At 69.1% G+C, this 22,331-nt stretch carries 18 protein-coding genes and 1 pseudogene; 12 read left to right on the top strand and 7 right to left on the bottom strand.

Annotation, left to right across the window (positions count from 1 at the left end; genetic code table 11):
* Positions 1-74: 74 nt before the first annotated feature.
* The gene (locus A5712_RS15935; RefSeq protein ID WP_068106947.1) at positions 75-1,721 is read right to left on the bottom strand and encodes an acetolactate synthase large subunit; all 1,647 of its coding nucleotides are present in this window, start codon (positions 1,719-1,721) and stop codon (positions 75-77) included.
* A gap of 80 nt (positions 1,722-1,801) precedes the next feature.
* Between A5712_RS15935 and A5712_RS15940 the strand changes: the two genes are divergently transcribed.
* The gene (locus A5712_RS15940) at positions 1,802-3,220 is read left to right on the top strand and encodes an NADP-dependent succinic semialdehyde dehydrogenase (protein WP_068106949.1); all 1,419 of its coding nucleotides are present in this window, start codon (positions 1,802-1,804) and stop codon (positions 3,218-3,220) included.
* A gap of 15 nt (positions 3,221-3,235) precedes the next feature.
* On the opposite strand, the gene A5712_RS15945 is transcribed toward A5712_RS15940, so the two are convergent.
* The 4 genes from A5712_RS15945 to A5712_RS15960 form a co-directional block, all read right to left on the bottom strand.
* Positions 3,236-4,177, bottom strand: coding sequence for a R2-like ligand-binding oxidase (locus A5712_RS15945; protein WP_068106951.1), 942 nt, complete (start codon positions 4,175-4,177; stop codon positions 3,236-3,238).
* The gene (locus tag A5712_RS15950; RefSeq protein WP_068106953.1) at positions 4,174-4,860 is read right to left on the bottom strand and encodes a TetR/AcrR family transcriptional regulator; all 687 of its coding nucleotides are present in this window, start codon (positions 4,858-4,860) and stop codon (positions 4,174-4,176) included. The genes A5712_RS15945 and A5712_RS15950 overlap by 4 nt, the downstream gene beginning before the upstream one ends.
* 154 nt (positions 4,861-5,014) lie before the next feature.
* Positions 5,015-6,724 (bottom strand): acyl-CoA dehydrogenase family protein, encoded by a 1,710-nt coding sequence (locus tag A5712_RS15955; protein ID WP_068106955.1) that lies wholly within the window; start codon positions 6,722-6,724, stop codon positions 5,015-5,017.
* Positions 6,725-6,793: 69 nt separating this feature from the next.
* Positions 6,794-7,681 (bottom strand): hypothetical protein, encoded by an 888-nt coding sequence (locus tag A5712_RS15960; RefSeq protein ID WP_068106957.1) that lies wholly within the window; start codon positions 7,679-7,681, stop codon positions 6,794-6,796.
* A 175-nt stretch (positions 7,682-7,856) separates the two neighbouring features.
* Between A5712_RS15960 and A5712_RS15965 the strand changes: the two genes are divergently transcribed.
* From A5712_RS15965 to A5712_RS16000, 8 genes are all read left to right on the top strand, one after another.
* Positions 7,857-9,107, top strand: coding sequence for an aminotransferase class I/II-fold pyridoxal phosphate-dependent enzyme (locus tag A5712_RS15965; RefSeq protein WP_068106985.1), 1,251 nt, complete (start codon positions 7,857-7,859; stop codon positions 9,105-9,107).
* A complete protein-coding gene (locus A5712_RS15970; protein WP_068106958.1) occupies positions 9,104-10,009 on the top strand; it encodes a CoA ester lyase in 906 nt (301 codons plus the stop codon). Before A5712_RS15965 ends, A5712_RS15970 begins: the two co-directional genes overlap by 4 nt.
* A gap of 15 nt (positions 10,010-10,024) precedes the next feature.
* Positions 10,025-10,549 (top strand): MaoC/PaaZ C-terminal domain-containing protein, encoded by a 525-nt coding sequence (locus A5712_RS15975; protein ID WP_068106960.1) that lies wholly within the window; start codon positions 10,025-10,027, stop codon positions 10,547-10,549.
* Between the two features lie 16 nt (positions 10,550-10,565).
* Positions 10,566-11,816 carry an ATP-grasp domain-containing protein gene (locus tag A5712_RS15980; protein ID WP_068106962.1) on the top strand — a complete coding sequence of 417 codons (1,251 nt, stop codon included), beginning with the start codon at positions 10,566-10,568 and terminating at the stop codon, positions 11,814-11,816.
* Positions 11,817-11,828: 12 nt separating this feature from the next.
* Entirely contained in the window at positions 11,829-12,539 is a 711-nt protein-coding gene (locus A5712_RS15985; RefSeq protein ID WP_068106964.1) for a bifunctional 2-polyprenyl-6-hydroxyphenol methylase/3-demethylubiquinol 3-O-methyltransferase UbiG, read from the top strand.
* Between the two features lie 63 nt (positions 12,540-12,602).
* Entirely contained in the window at positions 12,603-13,583 is a 981-nt protein-coding gene (locus A5712_RS15990) for a phosphotriesterase (protein ID WP_068106966.1), read from the top strand.
* Positions 13,580-15,052 carry an AMP-binding protein gene (locus A5712_RS15995; RefSeq protein WP_068106968.1) on the top strand — a complete coding sequence of 491 codons (1,473 nt, stop codon included), beginning with the start codon at positions 13,580-13,582 and terminating at the stop codon, positions 15,050-15,052. Before A5712_RS15990 ends, A5712_RS15995 begins: the two co-directional genes overlap by 4 nt.
* Positions 15,053-15,125: 73 nt before the next feature.
* The gene (locus tag A5712_RS16000; protein WP_068106972.1) at positions 15,126-15,599 is read left to right on the top strand and encodes a YbjN domain-containing protein; all 474 of its coding nucleotides are present in this window, start codon (positions 15,126-15,128) and stop codon (positions 15,597-15,599) included.
* 1 nt (position 15,600) lies between these two features.
* Here A5712_RS16000 and A5712_RS16005 read toward each other — a convergent pair.
* Positions 15,601-16,807 (bottom strand): annotated as a pseudogene (locus A5712_RS16005) (acyltransferase family protein).
* A gap of 109 nt (positions 16,808-16,916) precedes the next feature.
* Between A5712_RS16005 and A5712_RS16010 the strand changes: the two are divergent.
* The gene (locus A5712_RS16010) at positions 16,917-18,215 is read left to right on the top strand and encodes a DUF3068 domain-containing protein (protein WP_068106977.1); all 1,299 of its coding nucleotides are present in this window, start codon (positions 16,917-16,919) and stop codon (positions 18,213-18,215) included.
* Between the two features lie 9 nt (positions 18,216-18,224).
* Positions 18,225-19,910 carry a hypothetical protein gene (locus A5712_RS16015; protein ID WP_068106979.1) on the top strand — a complete coding sequence of 562 codons (1,686 nt, stop codon included), beginning with the start codon at positions 18,225-18,227 and terminating at the stop codon, positions 19,908-19,910.
* Here the strand turns inward: A5712_RS16015 and A5712_RS16020 are convergent.
* Entirely contained in the window at positions 19,894-21,048 is a 1,155-nt protein-coding gene (locus A5712_RS16020; RefSeq protein WP_068106981.1) for a glycosyltransferase family 4 protein, read from the bottom strand. The genes A5712_RS16015 and A5712_RS16020 overlap by 17 nt on opposite strands.
* Positions 21,049-21,364: 316 nt before the next feature.
* Between A5712_RS16020 and A5712_RS16025 the strand changes: the two genes are divergently transcribed.
* A partial coding sequence (locus A5712_RS16025; RefSeq protein WP_068106982.1) for a hypothetical protein occupies positions 21,365-22,331 on the top strand: 967 nt, incomplete at its 3' end.

The raw sequence follows: 22,331 nt of genomic DNA on the forward strand, positions 1-22,331 counted from the left end.
AAGAGCACTGAGAAGCGTACGCCGATTCCGACCCGATGTTTCAGCATCGAGCAAACGCGAGCTTAGAAGCCCGTTTAAAGCGTCTCGTCCAGCTCGCCGAGCCGGTCGGTCAGGCGCAGGTTCTCCGAGTAGTCGACCGGGCAGCCGATCAGCGACACCCCGTCGTCGGCCAGCGCGGCCTTCAGTGTCGGCAACAGCTCGGCGGCACTGGTGATCCGATATCCCTTGGCGCCGAAGCTTTCCGCGTATTGCACGATGTCGGGGTTGCCGAATTTCACGTAGTAGTGCTCGCCGAGTTCGAGGTCCATCTTCCATTCGATCAGGCCGTAGCCGCCGTCCTCCCAGATCAGCACGACGAGTGGGATCCGCTCCCGCACCGCGGTCTCGATCTCCTGGGAGTTCATCAGGAAGGCGCCGTCGCCGACGACGGCCAGCACCTTCGACTCGGGGCGGGCCAGCTTGACGCCGAGGGCGCCGGGCAGCGCAAAACCCATGGTGGACAAGCCGTTTGAGATCAGGCAGGTGTTCCGCTCGTAGGTCGGGTAGAGCCGGGCCATCCACATCTTGGTGGCGCCCGTGTCGACCAGGACCACGTCGTTGCGGCCCAGCGCCTCGCGGGTGTCGGCGACCACCCGCGCCGGCGCCAGTGGATAGCGCGAATCCTGTTGTCCGCGAGCGAATTCCTCGGCGAGCAGCCCCGATCCGGGCACGTCGGCGGCGTGCTCGAAGCGGTGGCCGGCCAGCGCGTCGGTGAGCGCGTTCAGCGAATCGCTGATGTCGCCGATGATCCCGACGTCGACCGAGTAGTGCGCGTCGACCTCGGCCGGGAAGCGGTGGACGTGGATGATCTTCTTGTCGGCCTGCGGGTTGATCCGCACCGGGTCGAACTCCTGCAGCTCGTAGCCGACGGCGATGACGGCGTCGGCGTTGTCGAAGCCGAAGTTGACGTAGTCGTGCCGCATGAACCCCAGGGTCCCGATGCTGTTGGGGTGGTCGTCGGGCATCACCCCCTTGCCGTGGAAGGTGTTGGCCACTTGGATGCCGAACTCCTCGGAGAACCGGACCAGGGCCTTGGTCGCGTCGGCGCGCGCGGCCCCGTGCCCGGCCAACACCACCGGCCGCTTCGCCTGGCGCAGGATCTCCACGGCCCGTTCCACCTGCCGGGGCGCGGGCGCGTCGGGCCGAACGACGTTGCGGGGCAACGGCTTCAGGTCATAGTCGGTTTCATCCGCATCGATGTGTTCCGGCACCGCCAGGTAGACCGCGGCGGGGCGTTCGGTCTCGGCGACCTTGAACGCCTTGCGGACCATCTCGGGGATGGCGCGCGGGGTGGGGATGCCCGCGGCCCACCGCGTGATCGGGGCGAACATCGACACCAGGTCGACGTACTGGTGCGATTCCTTGTACTCGCGGTCCTGGCCCACCTGGGCGGAGATCGCCACCATCGGGGTGCTGTTGGTGGTGGCGTCGGCGACGCCGAGTTGCATGTTGATGGCGCCCGGGCCCAGGGTCGCCGACACCACCGCCGCCCGGCCGGTGACGCGCCCATACATCTCCGCCATGAACGACGCCGCCTGCTCGTGCCGGGTGAGCACGTAGCGGATGCTCGAGGAGGCCAGCGCCTGCACGAAGCGGATGTTCTCCTCGCCGGGGACCCCGAAAACGACGGAAACGCCCTCGTTCTCCAGGCACTTCACCATCAGCTGAGCGGCTTTACTCATCCCGGCACCTCCCTGAGGGGAACGATAGTGGCAGGCTGGTTGTTGGACCTCTTACCAACCCCGAAGCGAAGGATCTCAGCGTGCCCATCGCCACGATCAACCCGGCTACCGGCGAGACAGTAAAAACCTTCACCCCCGCGACCGACGAGGAAGTCGACGCCGCCATCGCGCGCGCTTATGCCCGGTTCCAGGACTACCGCCATAACACCACCTTTGCCCAGCGCGCGGAGTGGGCAAACGCCACCGCCGACCTGCTGGAGAAGGAGGCGGACGAGACCGCGGCCATGATGACCCTGGAGATGGGCAAGACGCTCGCCTCGGCCAAGGCCGAAGCGCTCAAGTGCGCCAAGGGTTTTCGTTACTACGCCGAGCACGCCGAGCAGCTGCTGGCCGACGAGCCGGCCGACCCGGCGAAGGTCGGCGCCAAGCAGGCCTACACCCGCTACCAGCCGCTGGGCGTGGTGCTGGCCGTCATGCCGTGGAACTTCCCGCTGTGGCAGGCGGTGCGGTTCGCCGCGCCGGCGCTGATGGCCGGCAACGTCGGCCTCCTCAAGCACGCCTCCAACGTGCCACAGACCGCGCTGTACCTCGCCGACGTCATCGCCCGCGGCGGATTCCCGGAGGGCTGCTTCCAGACGCTGCTGGTCCCGTCCAGCGCCGTGGAGACCATCCTGCGCGACCCCCGCGTCGCCGCCGCCACCCTGACCGGCAGCGAGCCCGCCGGCCAGTCCGTCGGCGCCATCGCCGGCGACGAGATCAAGCCCACGGTGCTCGAACTCGGCGGCAGCGACCCGTTCATTGTGATGCCCTCGGCCGACCTGGACGAGGCGGTCAAGACCGCGGTCACCGCCCGGGTGCAGAACAACGGCCAATCCTGCATCGCCGCAAAGCGGTTCATCGCCCACGCCGACATCTACGACGCGTTCGTCGACAAGTTCGTCGAGCGGGTCAAGGCGCTGCGGGTGGGCGACCCGACCGACCCCGACACCGACGTCGGCCCGCTGGCCACCGAATCGGGCCGCGACGAGATCGCCAAGCAGGTCGAGGACGCGGCCGCGGCCGGCGCGGTGATCCGCTGCGGCGGCGAGCGCCTGGACCGCCCGGGCTGGTTCTACCCGCCGACGGTGATCACCGACATCACCAAGGACATGGCGCTCTACACCGAGGAGGTGTTCGGCCCGGTCGCGTCCGTCTACCGCGCCGAGAGCATCGACGAGGCCATCGAGATCGCCAACGCCACCACCTTCGGGCTGGGATCCAACGCCTGGACCAACGACGAGGCCGAGCAGCAGCGCTTCATCGACGACATCGAGGCCGGCGCCGTCTTCATCAACGGGATGACGGTGTCCTACCCCGAGCTGCCGTTCGGCGGCGTCAAGCGCTCGGGTTACGGGCGCGAGCTCGCGGGCCTCGGGATCCGCGAGTTCTGCAACGCCAAGACCGTCTGGGTCGGGTCGGCCGACGAAGGCAAGGCGGCCGGCGCCAGCAAGGTCGAGTAGCTACCGCGTCAGGCCTCAGGCCGACGCCCCCGCCAGTGCCCTCTCGTCTTCGTCGGCGAAGGTGTCCTCGAGCTGCACCGGCGAGTAGTCGAGGTCGATCTCGGCGACCGGGCGACCGCGGCCGCTGTTGATCGTGCCGAACCGCCGCATGCCCTTGTCGGCGGCGTAGGCCATGGACTCGTCCGTCGACAGGCCGAACGGCATCGGGTCGTAGAGCGCGAAGCCCTCTTCGATGAGGCGTAGCCCGAGCGGCATCAGCTCGTTCATCCGCGTCTCGAAGACGCCCCAGTTCGCGTCGTCGGCGGCGACGTGCCGGCGGCAGGTGAAGGTGCCCCAGGCCATGTGGCGCCGCTCGTCGTCGCCGATGCGGCGCACCAGCTCCTGCATGCCGGGCAGGATGCTGCGTTCCACGCAGATCTTGTGCCAGATGTAGTAGCCCGTCAGCGCCAGCATGCCCTCGACCATGTGGTTGTAGGTGACCGACGCCCGGATCTGTGCGGCCGGTGACGGATCAACCCTCAGCGCGTCGAGGCAGTCCGGCAGTTCCTCGTAGAAAATTGTCCGGTAGGTGGGCACGTCATCGATGTACTCGTGCAGGTCGTCGGTGACGCCGACAGCGTCGAGCCACATCCGGAACACCTGGACGTGCTTGGCTTCCTCGAACGCGAACTGCGTCAGGTACATCTCGTCGCCCAGCCGGCCTTCGGCCCGCATCGCGTACATGAACGGCTGAATGTCCTCGGTCACCGCTTCCTCACCGGCGATGAACTCGGCGCACAGCCGGGTGGCGTAATGGCGTTCGTCATCGGTGAGCCGCTCCCAGTCCTCGCGGTCGCGGGAGAAGTCGATGTCTGCCGGGTTCCAGAACTTCGCGTTGCCACCCGCAAAGAGCTTGAGCGGCAAGCTGCCCCAGTTGAGCCCCCCTTGGACCATCGAGCCCGAATGCGTGCGTGTCATGTGACCTCCTCGGATTGTTTCGGCTCGGGGGTGGCGGCGGCATTCGCCGAGAACGCCGCCGCCAGGACCGCGACCAGCCGGCGCACGGCCAGCGCGGGCTGCTCCGGCGTGGGCTCGTCGAGCCCCAGGACCGGGTCCAGGCCGCGCATGTATGGGGCCAGCGCAAGGTGCGGAAAGATCAAGAGCAGCAACGACAACAGCGCGTCGGTGTCCGAATCGGCGCGCAGGTCGCCACGCAGCTGCGCGTCGTGGACCAGTGGGCGCATCACTTGCAGGTAGTGACGGTGGATGACGTTCTGCACACTGACGCGCGCCTCGGTGTCGACTTCGAGAGTGGCCGCGGCGTGCAGCGCGCGCTCATGCGGGTGGTCGGCGAAGTAGGCGACCCACGCGTCGAGCCAGTCGGTCAAAAATTCGAAGAACGGCCGGCTCGGGTTCAGCTCGCGGATGCGGTCCTCCATGTAGGCGCGCACCCGTTGGCTGGCGACGTCGGCGACATACGCATAGAGGTCGCGCTTGTCCGCGAAGTACTGGAACAGGCTGCCCTTGGCGACCCCGGCCCGCCGGGCGATGACGTTCAGGCTGCCGCGGGAAAAGCCGTGCGCGCCGAACTCGGACTCCGCGGCTTCGATGACCGCCGCGCGACGGGCGGGGTCAACGCGCGCCCATGTCACCGTTGGCATTGGGCCCCCTAACGTCGATGACCACTGGTCATTCTACGGTGAGCCACGTCACAGTCAAGTGACGATCCTTGGGCCTTGCGCACGGGCCCGGCCAGCCGGGCAGTCGAATCGGGGACGCCCGGCTGGCCGGGCGCTCGGCTCGGGACGGCGTCACCTACGGGCGCATCTGGTAGGCGCCGCTGAGCGGCAGGACGTGTTCCTTCCAGATCTGGTCGTAGCGCGCCGGGTCGTGCGCCGGACGGCGGATCATCCGCATCGCGAACCGGGCCTGCGCGTCCGTCGTCGCCGGCTTGTCGCCGAGTTCGACGGCGTAGCCGTTGAAGTCGCGCACCAGCACGGCGAAGATCTCGTCGATCAGGGCCTCGTCGACTCCGGACAGCGGGGCCTCCTCGAGGATGAGCTGCGCGTAGGGCACCGTGGCGAACAGTTGGCCCACCCCGAACGCGAAGTCAATGTCCTTCTGCTGCAACGCATCCGGTGTGGCGCTGGCCAGCATCTCGGCGAGCACGTCGACCTGCTCGCGCAGCAGCGCGACGTTGGGCAGGTGCCGGAACGCGTCGAACGGCGTGCGCCAGTCGTGGAACCGCACCTTGCCCAGGCCCCCCGTCGGCCCCTGGGCGAACAGGAACGCGTCGTCGGCGGCCTCGTCGCGGCGGGCGATCACGGGCAACTCGGCGCTCGGGGCGAACAGGAAGTTGGGCATGAACTTCGCGAGCAGCCCGATGTTGATGTGGACCGTGCCCTCCAGGCGCGGCAGCAGGCCGATCTCGCGGGTGACGGCCTCGAAAAAGGTGTCCTTCTCAACGCCTTTGGCGGCGATGACGTCCCACATGGCGGTGATGACGCGCTCGCCCTCGCTGGTGATCTTCGCCTTGGTGAGCGGGCTGTAGAGCAGGTAGCGGCGGTCGGCCGCCGACGCGCTGCGCATGTAGTCGCAGGCGCGGGTGGCGACCAGTTTCATCGCGATGAGCCGCAAGTAGGCGTCGGTGAGCAGCCGCCGCACGTGGGTGAAATCGGTGACGACGGTGCCGTACAGGACGCGGTTGGACGCGTGGGTGACCGCCTCGTACATGGCATGGGTGCACATGCCGATCGCGCCCCAGCCCAGGTTGTACTTGCAGACGTTGACGGTGTTGAGCGCGGCGTGGAAGGCGCTGGGGCCGCGGTGCAACAGGTCGGCCTCGGTGACGGGGTAGTCGCGCAGCGCGTAGTTGGCGACGAAGTTCTGCGAGTTCACCACGTTCTTGATGAGTTCGTACCGGTCGTGCTGCGAGTCGGCGGCGAAGAACACGTACTCGTCTTCCCTGCCGGAAGATCCGGCGATCTTGCCGAACGTGGAGACCATGCGCGCCACGTTGGCGTTGCCGATGTAGTACTTCTCGCCGTTGGCGACCCAGCCGTGCTCGGATGGTGTGAGGACCATGTCGGTCTGGTAGACGTCGGCGCCGTGGGTCTGTTCGGACAGCCCGAACGCGAAGACCTCGCCGGCCTCCAACTGGGCGGCGGCCTTGCGCTTGGCGTCCTCGTTGTCGCTCATCCAGATCGGGCCCAGGCCGAGCGCGGTGACCTGGAACGGGTACCAGTAGCTCAGCCCGTAAAAGCCCACGATCTCGGCGAATTCGCTGATCCGGTAGGTGTCCCACCGACAGTCGTCCGCGCCGTACTCCGACGGCGTCAGCAGCGAGGCGAAGATGCGCTCGCGCCCGATGTGGTCCAGAAAGTCGGAGTACCAGACGCGGTTGTGGTCGTCGGACTTCAGCCGTGCCTTGCCGCGGGACTCGAAGAAGTCCACCGTCGCGGCCATGATCTCCCCCGAGCGGCGGTCCGGGTAGCGGCGTTGCAGGTGGTTGGGATTGAGCAACATGGCATTACTCCCGGGGGTTGCTAGCAAGACGAGGGTGACGGTACGCCATCGGTACCGAATCGAGGAAGCTCATGCCGGTTGCTGCCGGGTGGTGAATATCGCCAGGCTGGCCGGCACGATGAGCAGCCCGAGCAGCACCGCGGGCCAGCTCACCGATCGACCGGCCGCCATCTCGACGAACAGCGCGATGGCCGGTATCAACGCCAGCGCCCCGGTGACCAAGACCGGCGCCAACTGCGCAATTGCGTACTGGATCAAGAAGAATGGCACCACCAGCGACGCGAAGGCGGCCGCAATCGAGACGCCCCACGGCAGCGACGGCGCCGCGAGCAACCCGCCGGGGACCAGGATGAGCAGCGCCGCCGCGGCCACCACCAGCGTCGCGTAATAGCGGTGGGCCATCACCTGCCAGACGCCGACCCCGGCGGCGCCCAGACCGCGGGACACGATGGCCACCCCGCCGGCGGCGGCGCCGTCGATGACGCCCAGTGCGGCCGCAACCAGCAACGCCACGATGCCGCGGGAATCCGACCCCGCCAGCGCGACCACCAGCGCGGCGCCCAGCGCGGCCAATAGGCAGACCGCCAGCCATTGCGCGCGGCCGGGGCGCGTGGGGGCGTGGCCGCGACGGGCTTGCCGGGCCGACCAGGCCGTGACCGCAAGGGGAGCGATCGCGGCGCCCAGCGTGAAGACCACCACCGCGCTGTAGACCGCCAACCCCAGGAAGAAGGCGACGAACGTTACCGCGGTCCACAGGTTCAGCCAGGCGAAACTGCGGGTGGCGGGGACCCGCGCCGCCGGGTTCCGGCGGGCCGCAACGGCTCCGAGCACGGCCGACCCGGCCGCCGCGATCGCCAGGATCAGCAGGCTGTCCGCCACATTGATCATGGACAACCCCAACAGGGCGGTGATCACCGCGTGCAAGCCGTTGCCGGCGATCAGGGCGAGCCAGGGCATCAGCGCGTCCCGCCGGTCATCAAGAGCATGGCAACAACAGTGCCGACGCGACCCGGCGATGTCTGTCGACCAACGGGCCAATCCCGTGTCCCCCGATCGGGGGAACGAGCTTTCATCACGTCGCCGATCCGATCGGTGGAGGGCCGGGCGCGCGGATCTTTCTACCGTGCAACGCATGAACAAGCTGGACGAGCAATCCCAGATCCACCGATTCCGCAACAACGCCAGGGCCGTCGAGGTCGGCAACCCGGCGTGGCAGGCGGCGGCCGTCAATGGGCTGCTGGACAACAGCGTCCGCTACGTCGGCGGCGACCTGCTGGAGCGCCAAAGCGACGGTCACCGCTTCATCAATATGATCTCCTGCTCCTACCTCGGATTGCATTCCCACCCATGGGTTTTGGAAGGCGCCCGCGCGGCGATCGACTCGGAGCAGACGTTCGCGCTGTCCGCCTCGCGGCTGCGCATCCGGTTCTCCATCATCGACGAGCTCGAGGCGGGGCTCTCGCAGTTGTGGCGCGCCCGCTGCGTTTCGGCCATCTCCACGGCGGTGGCCAGCTCCGCCGTGCTGCCGCTGATCTCCTCGGGACACCTGACCGACGACGGGGAACCGCGCGTCATGGTGTTCGACAAGTTCAGCCACTTCTCGCTCAACTACATCAAGCCCATCTGTGCCGACGAAGCGCCCGTCTACACCAGCCCGCACAACGACCTCAACTACCTCGAGGACATGTGCAAGAGGCACAAGCGGGTCGCCTACGTCGCCGACGGCGCCTACTCGCTGGGCGGTGTCGCGCCGGTCAAGGAGCTGCTCGAGTTGCAGGACCGCTACGGCCTGTTCCTCTTCTTCGACGAGGCCCACTCGCTGTCGATGTACGGCGAACGCGGCGAAGGGATCGTCCGGTCCCTGATGCCCGACGAGCTCAACCCGCTGACCATCATCGTCGCCTCGCTGGGCAAGGCCTACGGCGCCAGCGGCGGGGTCATCATGCTGGGCCCCGAGAAACACCACGACATCCTGATGCGATTCGGCGGCCCGCTGGCCTGGTCCAAGCCGGCGAATGCGCCGACCATCGGCGCCTGCCTGGGTTCGCTGCGGGTGCACAATTCGCCCGAGCTGGCCCGGCGCCAACGACAATTGCGCGCCAACGCCGCGCTTTTCGACAGCCTCATCGCCACCCCGCAGGCCGGCCTGGACACCCCGATCCGGCTCATCCGGACGGGCGAGGACGACAAGGCGATCGGCCTGTCCCGACAACTCCTCGATCGCGGGTTCTACGCCTCGGCGGTCTTCTTCCCCGTCACCCCGCGGGGCGAGGCGGGGCTGCGAATCATGCTGCGTGCCGACAACGAGGCCGACGACATCCGCCGTCTGTGCGCGATGGTCGGCGAGCTGGTGGCTCCGGAGCTGGTTGGTGTTCCGGCATGAGCGAGCCAAAGACGGTCCAGCCCTGGGTGTTTCGCACCATGCTGATGACGAGTGCGATCAATCCACGCCAGTACCCGACGGCGCTGCGCTCGGGCGCCGACGTGTGCACGCTGGATCTCGAAGACGCGGTGCCGCCCGCGCGGCGCGAACTGGCCCGCGGCCTGGCCGCTCGATTGCTCAAGGGGCCGTCGACCGGATGCGTCCGCGCGCTGCGGATCAACAGCCTGCGCACCGCCGACGGCCTGCGCGACGTTCTGGCGCTCGCGTACGGCGCCCTGGCGCCGGACGCGCTGCTGGTCCCGAAGGTCAACTGCGCGCACGATCTGCTGATCCTCGAGGACATGCTGGGTGAGGCGGGCGCGGACATCGATTTCCTGGTGACCATCGAAACGGCGGCCGGCCTGGCCGCCGTCGAGGAGATCGCCACCGCAAGCCCGCGGGTGCGGGCGCTGGTCTTCGGCGCCGCGGACTTCGCGGCCGACCTCGGCATCTCGATGGACTGGGAGCCGTTGGCCTACGCGCGTTCTCGCATCGTGGCCGGTGCCGCCGTGGCCGGCGTTCCGGCGATCGACGCGCCGACCTTCGACCTCGGCAACGAGCTCGCCCTCAAGGTGGACGTGAACCGATCGCGTGAGCTCGGCTTCGGCGGCAAGGCCGCGGTCCACCCCCGGCAGGTGGCGGTGATCAACGACGGGTTCACGCCACTGCCCACCGAGGTGGAGCGGGCCCGGCGGGTCATCGACAGGGCGGACGAACGGTCCGGGCAGATCGGGATCCTCGACGGGCAGATGGTCGGCCCGCCGATGGTGGCCGCGGCCCACCGCCTGCTGCGGCGGGTGGAGGCGCTCGACGCACGGAACAGTGCGCGGGTCGCCGTGGCGGCCCGCCGGGTCCGCTACTAGCGGATGGGGTTGGCAATGGACGAGATTCGTACCTACAAGAGGGTCGGTGATCGGCGCTGGCGTGAGTCACCGGGCCTGCTGTTCGAGGACATCGAGGTCGGCGCGACCGTCGAGCACCGCCCGGGCCGCACGCTCACCGAGGCCGACAACGTGTGGATGTCGTTGCTGTCGCACAACTTGCACCCGCTGCACATCGACAACGCGTACTGCGAAAACACCGAGTGGAAAAGGCCTTTGGTGTCGAGCCTGGTGACGTTGTCGATCGTCTCGGGCATGAGCGTGCCGAGCACCAGCGCCAAGGGCCTCGCCAACCTGGGGTGGGACAACATCCGCCTGGTCGCCCCGGTCTTCGTCGGCGACACCATCTACGCCGAGACCGAGTATCTGGACAAGCGCCCCTCGGAATCGCGCCCCCACCAAGGCGTCGTCAGGTGCGCCACCCGCGGGATCAAGTCCGACGGCACGGTGTTTCTGACCTGCGAGCGGGCGTTTTTGCTGCCGACCCGCGGGCACCATCTCGAAGATAGCGCCGCGTATTAAATGAGGAGGCACCGACATGCACGTCGTTCTGGTCGATAGCTATGCCAGCATGGGAACCGAACTGGCGCAAGGCTTCCGAAGCGTGGGGTTCACCCCGCTACGGGTGCAAAGCACCCCGGAGGTGCCGGTCGCGCTGCGCGGTCAACCGGATCGGTATCCCTACGACGTCGACATCGTGCACCGCGGCGACCTGTCCGAGACGCTGGCCAGGCTGTTGCCCTACCATCCCGTCGCGGTCGTCGCCGGCACCGAACCCGGCGTCGAGCTGGCCGACGCGCTGAGCGAGGCGCTGCACCCGATCACGGGCTCGCCCACCAACGGAGCCGCACTGAGCGCCGCCCGCCGCGACAAGTATCTGATGATCGAGCGGATCAAGGAGCAAGGCTTGCGGGGCGCGCGCCAGATCCTGGTTGCGGACGAAGACCAGCTCCGCGACTGGCACAACGGTATTGGTGGCACGGTCGTCGTCAAGCCGCTACGCAGTGCCGGCAACGACGGCGTCGCCTGGTGCCGGACGCCGGAGGACTCCGTGCGGGCCTTCCGGCGCCTCGACGGCCGCGACAACGTGCTGGCGCATCCGAATGACGGTGTGGTGGCCCAAGAGTGCCTGGTGGGGGCCGAGTACATCGTCAACACCGTCAGCCGCGATGGCGCACACCACGTGTGCGACATCTGGGAGACGTACCGCATCGAGGCCAACGGCATTCCCGATCTGCTGATGGGCTGGCGGCTGCTGCCGGCGATCGGCGATCTGCAGGACGAGCTGGTCGCCTACGCCTTCGAGGTGCTCGACGCCCTCGGCATCCGGCACGGCCCGGCCCACCCCGAGATCAAGATGACGGCCGACGGGCCGTGCCTGGTGGAGGTGGGCGCGCGGATTGCGGGCGGCGGCCTGCCGGATGCCGCACGCCTGGCCACCGGGCGATCACAGGTCGACTGGACGGTGGACGCCTACGCGCGACCCGATCTGTTCGCCCGCAACTGTGGGGGGCCGTACCGCCTGGGCCAGCACGTCGCGCGGACCACGATGGTCGCGCCGCGCAGCGGCAGGCTGGTCTCCTATCGGGGGCTGGAGGCCATCAAGGGGCTGGACAGCTTTTACGACATGCGGGTGCGGGTGAATCCCGGCGAGCAGCTGCCGCTCACCACCAACGACCTGACCTATCCGATCTGGATCACGCTGCTGCACGAGGTTGGCGAAGTGGTGGCCCGTGACCTGTGGACGGTGCGCTACCTCGATGGCGTGGATTTCTACGAGCTGGCCTAGAAAGGACCGACCATGTCGTTTTGTCATTCTCTGTCGTTTTGTCATTGCCACGCCGACACCGACTCCGAACGGACGGGTGACGGCAGCCTGATCGAGCTCTACCGCCGGATGCCCCCGACGGGCGAGCCCGAGCAGATCGACGCCGTCCTCGCGCCGCGCAGCTCGGTGCTGGAACTCGGCGCGGGCACCGGGCGGATCGCCGACCCGCTGGCGAGGCTCGGCCACCGGGTCACCGCCGTCGACGACTCCGAACGGATGCTCGCCGAGGTCCGGCACGCGCGGACGATCCGCGCCCGGATCGAGGAGCTGCGCCTGACGGAGAGGTTCGACGCGGTCCTGTTGCCCACCAACCTTATTCACTACCGGGGCGCCGATCTTCGACGGGCCGTGCTGGCGACCGTCGCACACCATCTCAAACCGACGGGCCGGGCGATCATTCAGTGGAAACCGCCGGCCTTTTGGGCCGCCCGGCCCGCGGGCTGGACGGAAAGCAAGAAGATAGGCAAGGCGACGGCACGCGTGACGATCCACCGCGATCTCGACCGGCTGGTCGAGGGCGAATACGCGTTGACGATCGACGGATCGGACATGCGGCAGTGCTTTCACCTGGAGGTGCTGACGGCCGGCGACATCCGCCGCGAATTCGGCAACGCCGGCTTGCGGTTGCTCGACAGGGCGCCCGAGTCGACGGAATGGCTCCAGGCGGTGCGCTCGCGGGCTTGAGACAACCAGGGCCGAAAAAACGCCCCTGTTGGTCTGCCGCCTAGTCGACCTAGAGTCGGACGCGTGCCAGAACTCAATACCGCTCGCGGCGCCATCGATACCGCCGACCTCGGCGTGACGCTCATGCACGAGCACGTGTTCATCATGACCACCGAGATCGCCCTGAACTACCCCGAAGCCTGGGGCGACGAGGACCAGCGGGTGGCCGATGCGGTCAACCGGCTCAACGAGCTGAAGTCGCGTGGGGTGGACACCATCGTCGACCTCACGGTGATCGGGCTGGGCCGCTACATCCCGCGCATCGCGCGGGTCGCGGCGGCCACCGAGCTGAATATCGTTGTGGCGACCGGCCTTTACACCTACAACGACGTCCCGTTCCGGTTCCACTACCTGGGGCCGGGCACGCAACTGGACGGCCCGGAGATCATGACCGACATGTTCGTCCGCGACATCGAGGAGGGCATCGCCGACACCGGCATCAAGGCCGGCATCCTCAAATGCGCCACCGACGAGCCCGGCGTGACCCCCGGCGTCGACCGCGTGCTGCGCGCGGTCGCGCAGGCGCACAAGCGCACCGGCGTGCCGATCTCCACCCACACCCACGCGGCGACGCGGCGCGGGCTGGAGCAGCAGCGCATCTTCGCCGAGGAGGGCGTCGACCTGAGCCGGGTGGTGATCGGGCATTCCGGCGACAGCACCGACCTCGACTACCTCGAGGAACTGATCGGCAACGGCTCCTATATCGGGATGGACCGGTTCGGCATCGACGTGTACCTGCCGTTCGAGGACCGGGTGAACACGGTGGCGCGGATGTGCGAGCGCGGCCACGCCGACAAGATGGTGCTGTCGCACGACGCCAACTGCTACTTCGACGCGCTGCCAGAGGAGCTGCTGCCGGTGGCGGCGCCCAATTGGCATTACCTGCACATCCACAACGACGTGATCCCCGCGCTCAAGGAGCGCGGTGTCACCGACGAGCAGCTGCACACCATGCTGGTGGACAACCCGCGCCGCATCTTCGAGCGGCAGGGCGCCTACTCGTGACCCAGCCGGTCCCGCCGATCGGCACACAGATTTCGCAGGGTGCCCGGTTGGCTCCCGACGAGCCCGCGGTCACCTGCGACGGACGGACGATCACCCGCGGCGAACTCGACCGTTCGACGAACCGGTTGGCCCGCGCGTACGCCGAGCGCGGCGTCGGAGTGGGTGACTACGTGACCATGGTGCTGCCCAACTCGATCGAGTGGATCCAGGCCGCGGTGGCCTGCTGGAAGCTGGGCGCGGTGCCGCAACCGCTCTCGGCGCGACTGCCGGACGCCGAGCTGCAGGGCCTGCTCGAGTTGCGGCCGCCCGCGCTGCTGGTGGGCCGCGATAGCACCGAAATACCCAGCGTGCCAGCCGGTTTCGTCCCCGACCCGGCGCTGTCCGACGCCGACCTGCCGGAGGCCGTTTCGCCGGTGTGGAAGGCGATGGGCTCGGGCGGCAGCACCGGGCGGCCCAAGCTCATCGAGTCCGGCGGGGACAGCCGGATACCGGCCGCGGTCGGCTACCCGCTCGGGGCGCAGGAGGGCGACACCACCCTGGTGCCGATTCCGTTGTCCCACAACACCGGCTTCACCACCGCGACGATCGCCTTGTTGATGCGCCATCACCTGGTGCTGATGAGCCGGTTCGACCCGCAGGGATTCCTGCGGCTGATCACCGACCATCGGGTCACGTTCCTGACCACGGTGCCGACGATCATGCAGCGGGCGCTGCCGGTCTACCACGCCGACCCGGGCGCCTACGACCTGTCGTCGCTGCGGCGGTTCTGGCACATGGGGGCGCCGTGCCCGCCGGCCGTCAAGCAGGCCTGGATCGACCTGCTGGGCCCGGATGTCGTCTGGGAACTCTACGGCGGCACCGAATTACAGGCGCTCACGTTCATCAGCGGCGAGCAGTGGCTGACCCATCGCGGCTCGGTCGGCGTCGTGGTCGCGGGGGAGATGAAGGTGCTCGACGACGACGGCAACCCGTGCCCGCCCGGCGTCGTCGGCGAGATCTACATGCGCCCCGCCCCGGGCAGCGCGCCGACCTATCGCTACGTCGGCGTCACGCCGAAGTCCCGGGACGGCTGGGACTCGCTGGGCGATCTCGGCTACTTCGACGACGACGGGTTCCTGTACCTGTCGGACCGCCGGGTCGACATGTTCACCGTCGGGGGCCGCAACGTCTACCCCGCCGAGATCGAGAACGCGCTGTCGGCCCACCCGGCGGTGCTGTCCTGCCTCGTCGTCGGCGTGCCGCACGACGATCTGGGCCAGGTGCCGTACGCCCTGGTGCACGCGGCCGACGGGTCCGCGCTGGACGCCGATGGCGTGAAAGGCTTTCTGAGCGAACTCATCTCGTCGTACAAGGTGCCCCATACGGTCGAGTTCGTCGGCGCTCCCCTGCGCGACGACGCCGGCAAGGCGCGCCGGTCGGCGGTGCGCGCCGAGATCATCGCGCGCCTGCAAGCCGCCGAGCCGGCCTGACGGTTCCAAGAATCTTCCAAGCGCTGCGCCCCACCATGGGTCCGTCGATGACCGTTGTCCGGGAGAGGGGCTAATGCAGATCGAGCCGTTGAGCACGGAGCTGATCGAACGTTATCTGCGATCGCGTCAGCTGCGATTTTTCCGCAGCAGTGACGGCGAAGAATTCATGCTGCTGCTGTCCAGCCACGAGCGCGGCAAGCTGCACGTGAACCTGCGGATCAACGGTCTGCGCCGCGACGTTTTGGAGATCTCGATCAGCCCCGCCGTGTATTACCTGGCGACCGAACGCCCGCGCCTGATGGAACTGGTGAACGACTGGAATCGTGACACTCACTGGCCCAAGGCGTTTGTGCGCGAGACCGCGCAGCCGACCCGGCTGGCCATTGTCGCCGAGAACGCTTACCTGCTGACCGACGGCATCCACCTCGAGGCGCTGGGCAACTTCGTCCGATCCACCGTCGAGTACGGGACCGACCTGTTCGAGAAGATCGAGCGGGCCATCTGCCTGCCGTCCGCAGACGCGCTGGAACAGTGGATGGATCGCTGAGTCACGGCGCGACCGCGTCGGCCTCGGCGTCGTTGACCTGGGGCGCCGGCTCGTGGCGTTTCTCCCAGCGGCGCAGCGCTTCCCGGCACGGGGACTCGACCAGCCCGTAGCTGACGGCGGCGATCGCCCAACCGAAGATCAGCGTCAACGCCAGCACCGATGGCATCCGGCCGGTGAACGGGAACGTCCCGAGCACCGGGAACACCATCGCCAGCGCGGCCAGGTGCCAGATGAACAGGCCGTAGGACCAGCGGCCCAACGTCACCATGGCGGTGCTGCCCAGCAGCCGGTGCGGCGTGTCGACCCGGTCCAGCACCAACGGCGCCACCAACGCGAACGCCACCACGGAGCCGGCCGCCGTCTTCACCGCGAACTGCGCGGCGGTGCCGGGCACCAGGCCCTCGGGACCGGCCAGCGGCGAGGCCGCCAGCAGGTAGGCCAGCAGCGCGACGACGGCCACCACGATCCGGTGTCGCGCGAACCGGTGCGGCACACCGATTCCGCTGTGCACCCATTCCGCCAGCAGCATGCCCGCGGCGAACCAGGAGAAGAAGGCCGGCGGCCAGTTCAGCGGATTGGTGCCAGGATCGGAGTGGCCAAAAAATACCGGCACCCAGCCCCACGCCCAGCTCAGGGCCGCCAGCGCGGCGATCGCCGGCACCCGCGCGCCGACCGGGAGGCGGCGCGCCAGCAACGCCAGGACGGGCAGCGCCAGGTAGAAGCTGACCTCGACGGAAAGGCTCCACATCTGCGTCAGGCCACCGGTCAGCGTGAGCGGCACATAGATCTGAGTGAGCGTCAGGTTGGCCAGCCACACCGTCGGGCTGGCTTGATCCGCGTCGGGCAGCAGGGTCAGGATCACCACGACCGCCACCAGATAGGCCGGCATGATGCGGACCGCCCGCGAACGCAAGTAGTGGCCGGTGCGTGGCCGCGGCCCCAAACCGCGCGCCGCCGCCGCGTGCCCGCGCCACAACAGGAACCCGGACAACGCGAAGAACACCGCCACGGCGAGGTCGAAGCGGCCGAACAGCCGGCCGGCGGCACCGCTGGAGTGGCCCGTCTGGAAGGCGACATGCGTGACGACGACGCCCATGGCAGCGCACGCGCGCATCCCCTCCACGGCGGGAAGGAAGCTGCGGACTCCGCCCACCTGTTGGTCGTCCGTCACGCACACAAGTGTGCCCGTCGGTTGTCGCCCGACGAATCGGGTACGTAAGCCGGGGCCTTAAATTCTGCTGTTAGGGTCGAACGGGTTTGCCACGCTGACCGGGGACCAGCTCGGACCACGATGATCCACTAGGAGGAGCAGCGCGCATGAACCGCGCAGTCATGTTGCGTTACGCCGCATGCGCGATCATCGGACTCGGGGCTGCCCTGCTGATCGCCGCGCTGCTGCTGTCGACCTACACCAGCAGCAGGATCGCCAAGATCCCGCTGAACATCGACGCCACGTTGATCAGCGACGGCAACGGAACCGCGCTCGACTCAGCGTCGCTGTCCACAGACCACCTCGTCGTCAACCAGAACGTGCCGCTGGTATCCCAACAGCAGGTCAGCGTCGAATCCCCCGCCAACGCGGACGTCGTCACCCTGCAGGTCGGCACCTCGGTCCGGCGCACCGACAAGCAAAAGGACAGCGGCCTGTTGCTGGCCATCATCGACACGGTCACCCTCAACCGCAAGACCGCGCTGGCCGTCTCCGACGACACCCACCCCGGCGGCTCCGTGCAGAAGCCGCGCACCGTGAACGACGAGAGCCCGCCCACCGCGATGCCGCTCCGCCACGAGGGGCTGTCCTACCGGTTCCCCTTCCACACCGAGAAGAAGACGTATCCCTATTTCGATCCGATCGCGCAGAAGCCGTTCGACGTCAACTACGACAGCCAGGAAGACGTTAACGGGCTGACCACCTACAAGTTCACGCAGAACGTCGGCTACAACGCCGAGGGCAAACTGGTGGCTCCGGTGGCCTACCCGACGCTGTACGCCGACCAGACGACGGACTCCAAGTTCACCGCCCCGGCGTCGATGTGGGGCGTCCAGGGCGGCGATCCCAACGAGCAGATCACCATGACCCGCTTCTACGCGGCGCAGCGGACCTTCTGGGTGGACCCGGTGTCCGGGACCGTCGTCAAGCAGACCGAGCGCGCCAACCACTACTTCGCCCGTGACCCGCTCAAGCCGGAGCTGACGCTGGCCGATTACAAGGTCACCTCGAACGAGGACACCATCGAAGGCCAGGTCAACGCGGCCCGCGACGAGCGGGACCGGCTGGCGCTGTGGTCGCGGGTGCTGCCCATCACGTTCACCGCGGTCGGCCTGATCGCGCTGATCGGCGGCGGAGTGCTCGCCTCCTTCAGCCTGCGGACCGAGAGCGCGCTGACCGACCCCGGCCTGGACCGGTCCGACGAGGAGTTGTTCGGCCGCGGCGGTCCGGAAGAGCCCGTGCCCGGCGCCGAAGCCGAGACCGAGAAGCTGCCCACCCAGCGCCCCGCCGAGAATCCGGGCCCGCCCGCCGCGGACGCACCGACGGCGGCCTCGGACGACCCGCCCGAGCCGGGGCCGCCGGACCCGGGACCGCCGGAGTCACCGGGTCCCCCCGAACGGGCCTAGTTCCCCGACGTGCGCTGGACCCGGCCGGGGTATGCGCTGTTGCTGGCGCTCCTGGTGGCCGCGCCGCTCCTGGCGCCGGGATACCTGCTGTTGCGCGACGCGGTGTCGACGCCCCGGTCCTACCTTTCCGACACCGCCCTGGGCTTGACGGCGGCGCCTCGGGCGACGCCACAGGATTTCGCGGTGGCGCTGGCCTCGCATCTGGTCGACGGCGGCGTCGTGGTCAAGGCGCTGCTGGTGGCGGGCCTGTGGCTGGCGGGGTGGGGCGCGGCGCGGCTGGTCGCGACCGCGCTGCCCGAGGCGGGGGCGCCGGGCGAGTTCGTCGCCAGCACGCTGGCGATCTGGAATCCCTATGTCGCCGAACGGCTTCTGCAGGGCCACTGGAGCCTGCTGGTCGCGTACGGCTGCCTGCCGTGGGTGGCGGCGACGATGCTTCGGCTGCGGACGGCTGGCGGCTGGTCTGCTTGGTTCGGCCTGGTGTTCTGGGTGGCGCTGGCCGGGCTGACGCCGACGGGCCTATTGCTGGCCGCGGCGGTGGCGCTGGTCTGCGTGGCATGCCCCGGTGCGGGGCACCCGCGCTGGCGGTGCGCTGCGGGGGCCTCCGGCGCCGCGCTGGTGGCGGCGGCGCCCTGGCTGACGGCGGCCGCGCTCGGCTCGTCGTTGAAGGCGCACACCGCGGCGAACGCGCTCGGGGTGAACGCGTTCGCGCCGCGGGCCGAACCCGGCCTGGGCACGCTGGGCAGCCTGGCCAGCCTCGGCGGCATCTGGAACGGCGAGGCCGTACCGGCCTCGCGGACAACGCTTTTCGCGCTGTCGTCCGCCGTGGTGCTGCTGGCGGTGGTGGCGGCCGGGTTGCCGGTGGTGGCGCGTCGGCGCTTGGTGGCGCCGTTGCTGGCGCTGGCGGCGGTGTCCGTGCTGGCGCCGGCCGTGTTGGCGACGGGCCCGGGCCTGCACGCCTTGCGGGCGCTGGTTGACGCCGCACCCGCCTTCGGTGTGCTGCGCGACGGGCAGAAGTGGGTGGCGCTGGCGATGCCGGGATATGCGCTGGCGGGCGCGGGCGCCGTCGTGACGCTGCGGCGGTGGTTGCGGCCGTCGGTGGCGGCGCTGGTCTGCTGCCTGGCGCTGATCCTGGCGTTGCCGGACCTGGCCTGGGGCGCGTGGGGCCGCGTCGCGCCGGTGCGCTACCCGCCGGGGTGGGCCGCGGTGGCGGCGGCGATCAACCGCGATCCCGGGACGGTGGCGGTGCTGCCCGCGGGCACCATGCGGCGCTTTTCGTGGTCCGGGCCGGCGCCGGTGCTCGATCCGCTGCCCCGCTGGCTGCGCGCCGACGTGCTGAGCACCGGCGACCTGGCCATCTCGGGGGTCGTCATTCACGGGGAGGGCGATCGCGCGCGGGCCGTGCAGGATCTGCTGCTTTCCGGGCCCGACCCGGCCGCGTTGGCGCCGGCGGGCATCGGGTGGCTGGTCGTCGAATCGGACAGCGCCGGTGACATGGGCGCCGCGTCGCGCACGCTGGACGCGCTCACGCCGGTCTACCGCGACGACGAGTTCGCCCTGTACCGGATCGGCGGCCACACCGCCGGGGTTCCTGCCGGGCGGTGGACCGCGACGCTGGTTGCACACCTGGCGTGGCTGGCGATGCTTTCCGTCGGGGCGGTGGGCGCGGCGCTCTGCTGGTTCAGACGACACCGCTGACGTACTCGCCGGCCTGGACGGCTTGCAGCACGCCGGCGATCGCGTCGGCACTTTGGGTCCAGGAGAATTCGCCGCTGCGCGCCTGCGCCTTGGCGCCGAGTTGGTCGCGCAGCACCGGGTCGCAGAGCAGCCGTTCCAGGCGGTCCACCAGCTCGTCGTGGCCGTCGACCAGGAGCCCGGTCACCCCGTCGACGATCGAGTCCGCCAGCCCGCCCGAGGAGCGGTAGCCGACGGTGGGCACCGCGTGTTGCGCCGCCTCGACGACCGCCAGGCCCCACCCCTCCTTGCGCGACGGCAGCACGTGCACCCAGGAGCTTTGCAGGACATGGTGTTTGGTGACGTCGTCGACGTGGCCGTGGAACGTCACCGCGTCGGACATACCGAGGCGCCGGACGTGGTCGACCAGCCGCCGCCGCCACCAGCCGTCGCCGACGATGTCGAGGTGCAGGCCCGGTATGCGGGCCCGCAGCGCCGCGACCGCCTCGAGCGCGTCTTCGATCCGCTTGTGCGGCACCAGCCGCGACAGCACGACCACCCTCGGCGCGGCCGAGCGCGGGCCGGACATCGTTTGCGCCGGGGCCTCGTCGAGGCCGTTGCGCACCACGGCGATCTGCTCGTTGTTCACGCCGAGCGCGACGAGGTCGCGGGCCGATGGCAGCGAGACCGTCACGTACTGATTGCGCCGGTTCAGCCGCGGCGACAGCCTCGACTCGACGAACCAGCCGATCCGGCCGAGCACCGGACCGGCCACCGGCCACTGTTCGCGGTGGCAGTGGTGCACCAGCACCACCACCCGACGGCCGTACACCAGCCGGGCGAGGAAGGGCAGGCCGTTCTGCGTGTCGACGACCGCGTCGGGTCGCACGCGCCGCAGCGGGCCGAGACCGATGCGCGCCGCGGCCATCGCCAGCAGCGCCCACACGTACACCGAGTAGCGGCCCCCGGCCCGGTCGATCCGCACCCCGTCGACCACTTCGCGGCGCGGCGCTCCGGGATAGCGGGCGGTGCGCAGCGTGACGGCGATCCCGGACGCGGCCAGCTGCGCGCCGATGCGCTGCAAATAAGCTTCGCTGCCGCCGCCCTGCGGGTGCCCGGTGTCGCGCCAGCACAGCAACAGGACGGAACGGAGAGAAGACATTACTGGTCAGCCTAGCGGGGTGACGATGTGCGCCGCGGACAGCGGCGCGCGCGGGGGGCTTCTGGTAGCCGGCCGTGGCACCGATTCCGGTCACATCCGCCACACTGGCCTCTGCCGGCGGGGGCACCCGTTGTGCCCACCTCGCAGCGACAACCGGGGAGGAGGCCCGGCGGCGCACTGTCGCTATGAGGCGGGCATGTTGGATGCCGCCCAGCGCGGTGCCGGATGTGACGCCAGTGGTCGGAAGCCGCTGCGCGAGATCCCCCCAGCAAAATTCCTGCTTTCCAGCCGGGCCCACCGGTGGGATCCTTCCCAGATGAGCATCGGCAATGAATCGGGTGCGTCGCGCAGGTTTGTGGCGCATCGTCCGTTCTGGGGCTCAAAGATGGCCTCCACGATGACCCCGGCGTGGCAAAAGAACCCGGCCAGGTCCTACCTGATCATGGTCGTAGGCATCCTCGCGTTCACCGCCGTCGCCGGCGCGCTGTACATGGCTGCGCAGGCGGTTGTCTACCGTGCGTCTGGCGGGTCGAACGCGGTCGCCGAAGTCATGGACAAGGTTCTACGTTACGGCGCGATCGCTCTCCTAATTGGCGGTATCAGCGGCTGGTATTGGTGGTCCCAGCGCTCGGAGCACGGAAAGATCTTCCTCGACGTCACGCGCGATGCGCTGACGGTCAGCAAGCGGCCGGGCGACGTGTATCCGTTCGCCGGCGCGCAGCTGGGCGTGTGGGGGATATCGGGCGGTATGACGATGGGCACGACGCTGCATCTGCACTGCGGGGGACGGCGTTTCATCCTCGGCGGGCGGGATTACCGCGTCGCTGCCGGAACGCGGCTCGAAGCGCCCGACGCCGGCTACGGCCTGCCGCTGGACGTCGACGCTTGGGTGTCGGCCTCGGACTTCGGTGAGATCCTCGCCATGTCCGGGCACCAGGCCGCTCAGGGGGGTGCGAGCTCAGCGGCGGGACCGGTTCGTTGCCTGCTCTTCCCCAGTCCCCTGGCGATCCAGCAGATGGGGGCGTTCGCGGTCCGGCGAAAACAACAGCTCCTGAACTCGGCCAACCACCCTCGCCTGGCCATCGACGTGGACGCCGACGCGATCCGGGTGGTCGACCCGAACACCAACGCGCTTCATGCGTCCGTGCAGGTGGCGCAGGTGACCGCGACGCCGGAAACCTACCAATTCCGATACGGCGGTCTCGGGTTCGGATCGCCCGACCAGATCGTGGGCCGCATGTTCGAGCGGGGCATGGCCTCGACGCTGTCGACGACGCCCGTCC

Origin of the sequence: Mycobacterium sp. E2327, assembly GCF_001672675.1 — a bacterium.
GTDB lineage: Bacteria > Actinomycetota > Actinomycetes > Mycobacteriales > Mycobacteriaceae > Mycobacterium.

Bases quoted from the DNA above. Each gene is read 5' to 3' on its own strand.
- A5712_RS15935 (WP_068106947.1), bottom strand. From the start codon at position 1,721: ATGAGTAAAGCCGCTCAGCTGATGGTGAAGTGCCTGGAGAACGAGGGC.
- A5712_RS15945 (WP_068106951.1), bottom strand. From the start codon at position 4,177: ATGACACGCACGCATTCGGGCTCGATGGTCCAAGGGGGGCTCAACTGG.
- A5712_RS15950 (WP_068106953.1), bottom strand. From the start codon at position 4,860: ATGCCAACGGTGACATGGGCGCGCGTTGACCCCGCCCGTCGCGCGGCG.
- A5712_RS15955 (WP_068106955.1), bottom strand. From the start codon at position 6,724: ATGTTGCTCAATCCCAACCACCTGCAACGCCGCTACCCGGACCGCCGC.
- A5712_RS15960 (WP_068106957.1), bottom strand. From the start codon at position 7,681: ATGCCCTGGCTCGCCCTGATCGCCGGCAACGGCTTGCACGCGGTGATC.
- A5712_RS15965 (WP_068106985.1), top strand. From the start codon at position 7,857: ATGAACAAGCTGGACGAGCAATCCCAGATCCACCGATTCCGCAACAAC.
- A5712_RS15970 (WP_068106958.1), top strand. From the start codon at position 9,104: ATGAGCGAGCCAAAGACGGTCCAGCCCTGGGTGTTTCGCACCATGCTG.
- A5712_RS15975 (WP_068106960.1), top strand. From the start codon at position 10,025: ATGGACGAGATTCGTACCTACAAGAGGGTCGGTGATCGGCGCTGGCGT.
- A5712_RS15980 (WP_068106962.1), top strand. From the start codon at position 10,566: ATGCACGTCGTTCTGGTCGATAGCTATGCCAGCATGGGAACCGAACTG.
- A5712_RS15985 (WP_068106964.1), top strand. From the start codon at position 11,829: ATGTCGTTTTGTCATTCTCTGTCGTTTTGTCATTGCCACGCCGACACC.
- A5712_RS16000 (WP_068106972.1), top strand. From the start codon at position 15,126: ATGCAGATCGAGCCGTTGAGCACGGAGCTGATCGAACGTTATCTGCGA.
- A5712_RS16010 (WP_068106977.1), top strand. From the start codon at position 16,917: ATGAACCGCGCAGTCATGTTGCGTTACGCCGCATGCGCGATCATCGGA.
- A5712_RS16020 (WP_068106981.1), bottom strand. From the start codon at position 21,048: ATGTCTTCTCTCCGTTCCGTCCTGTTGCTGTGCTGGCGCGACACCGGG.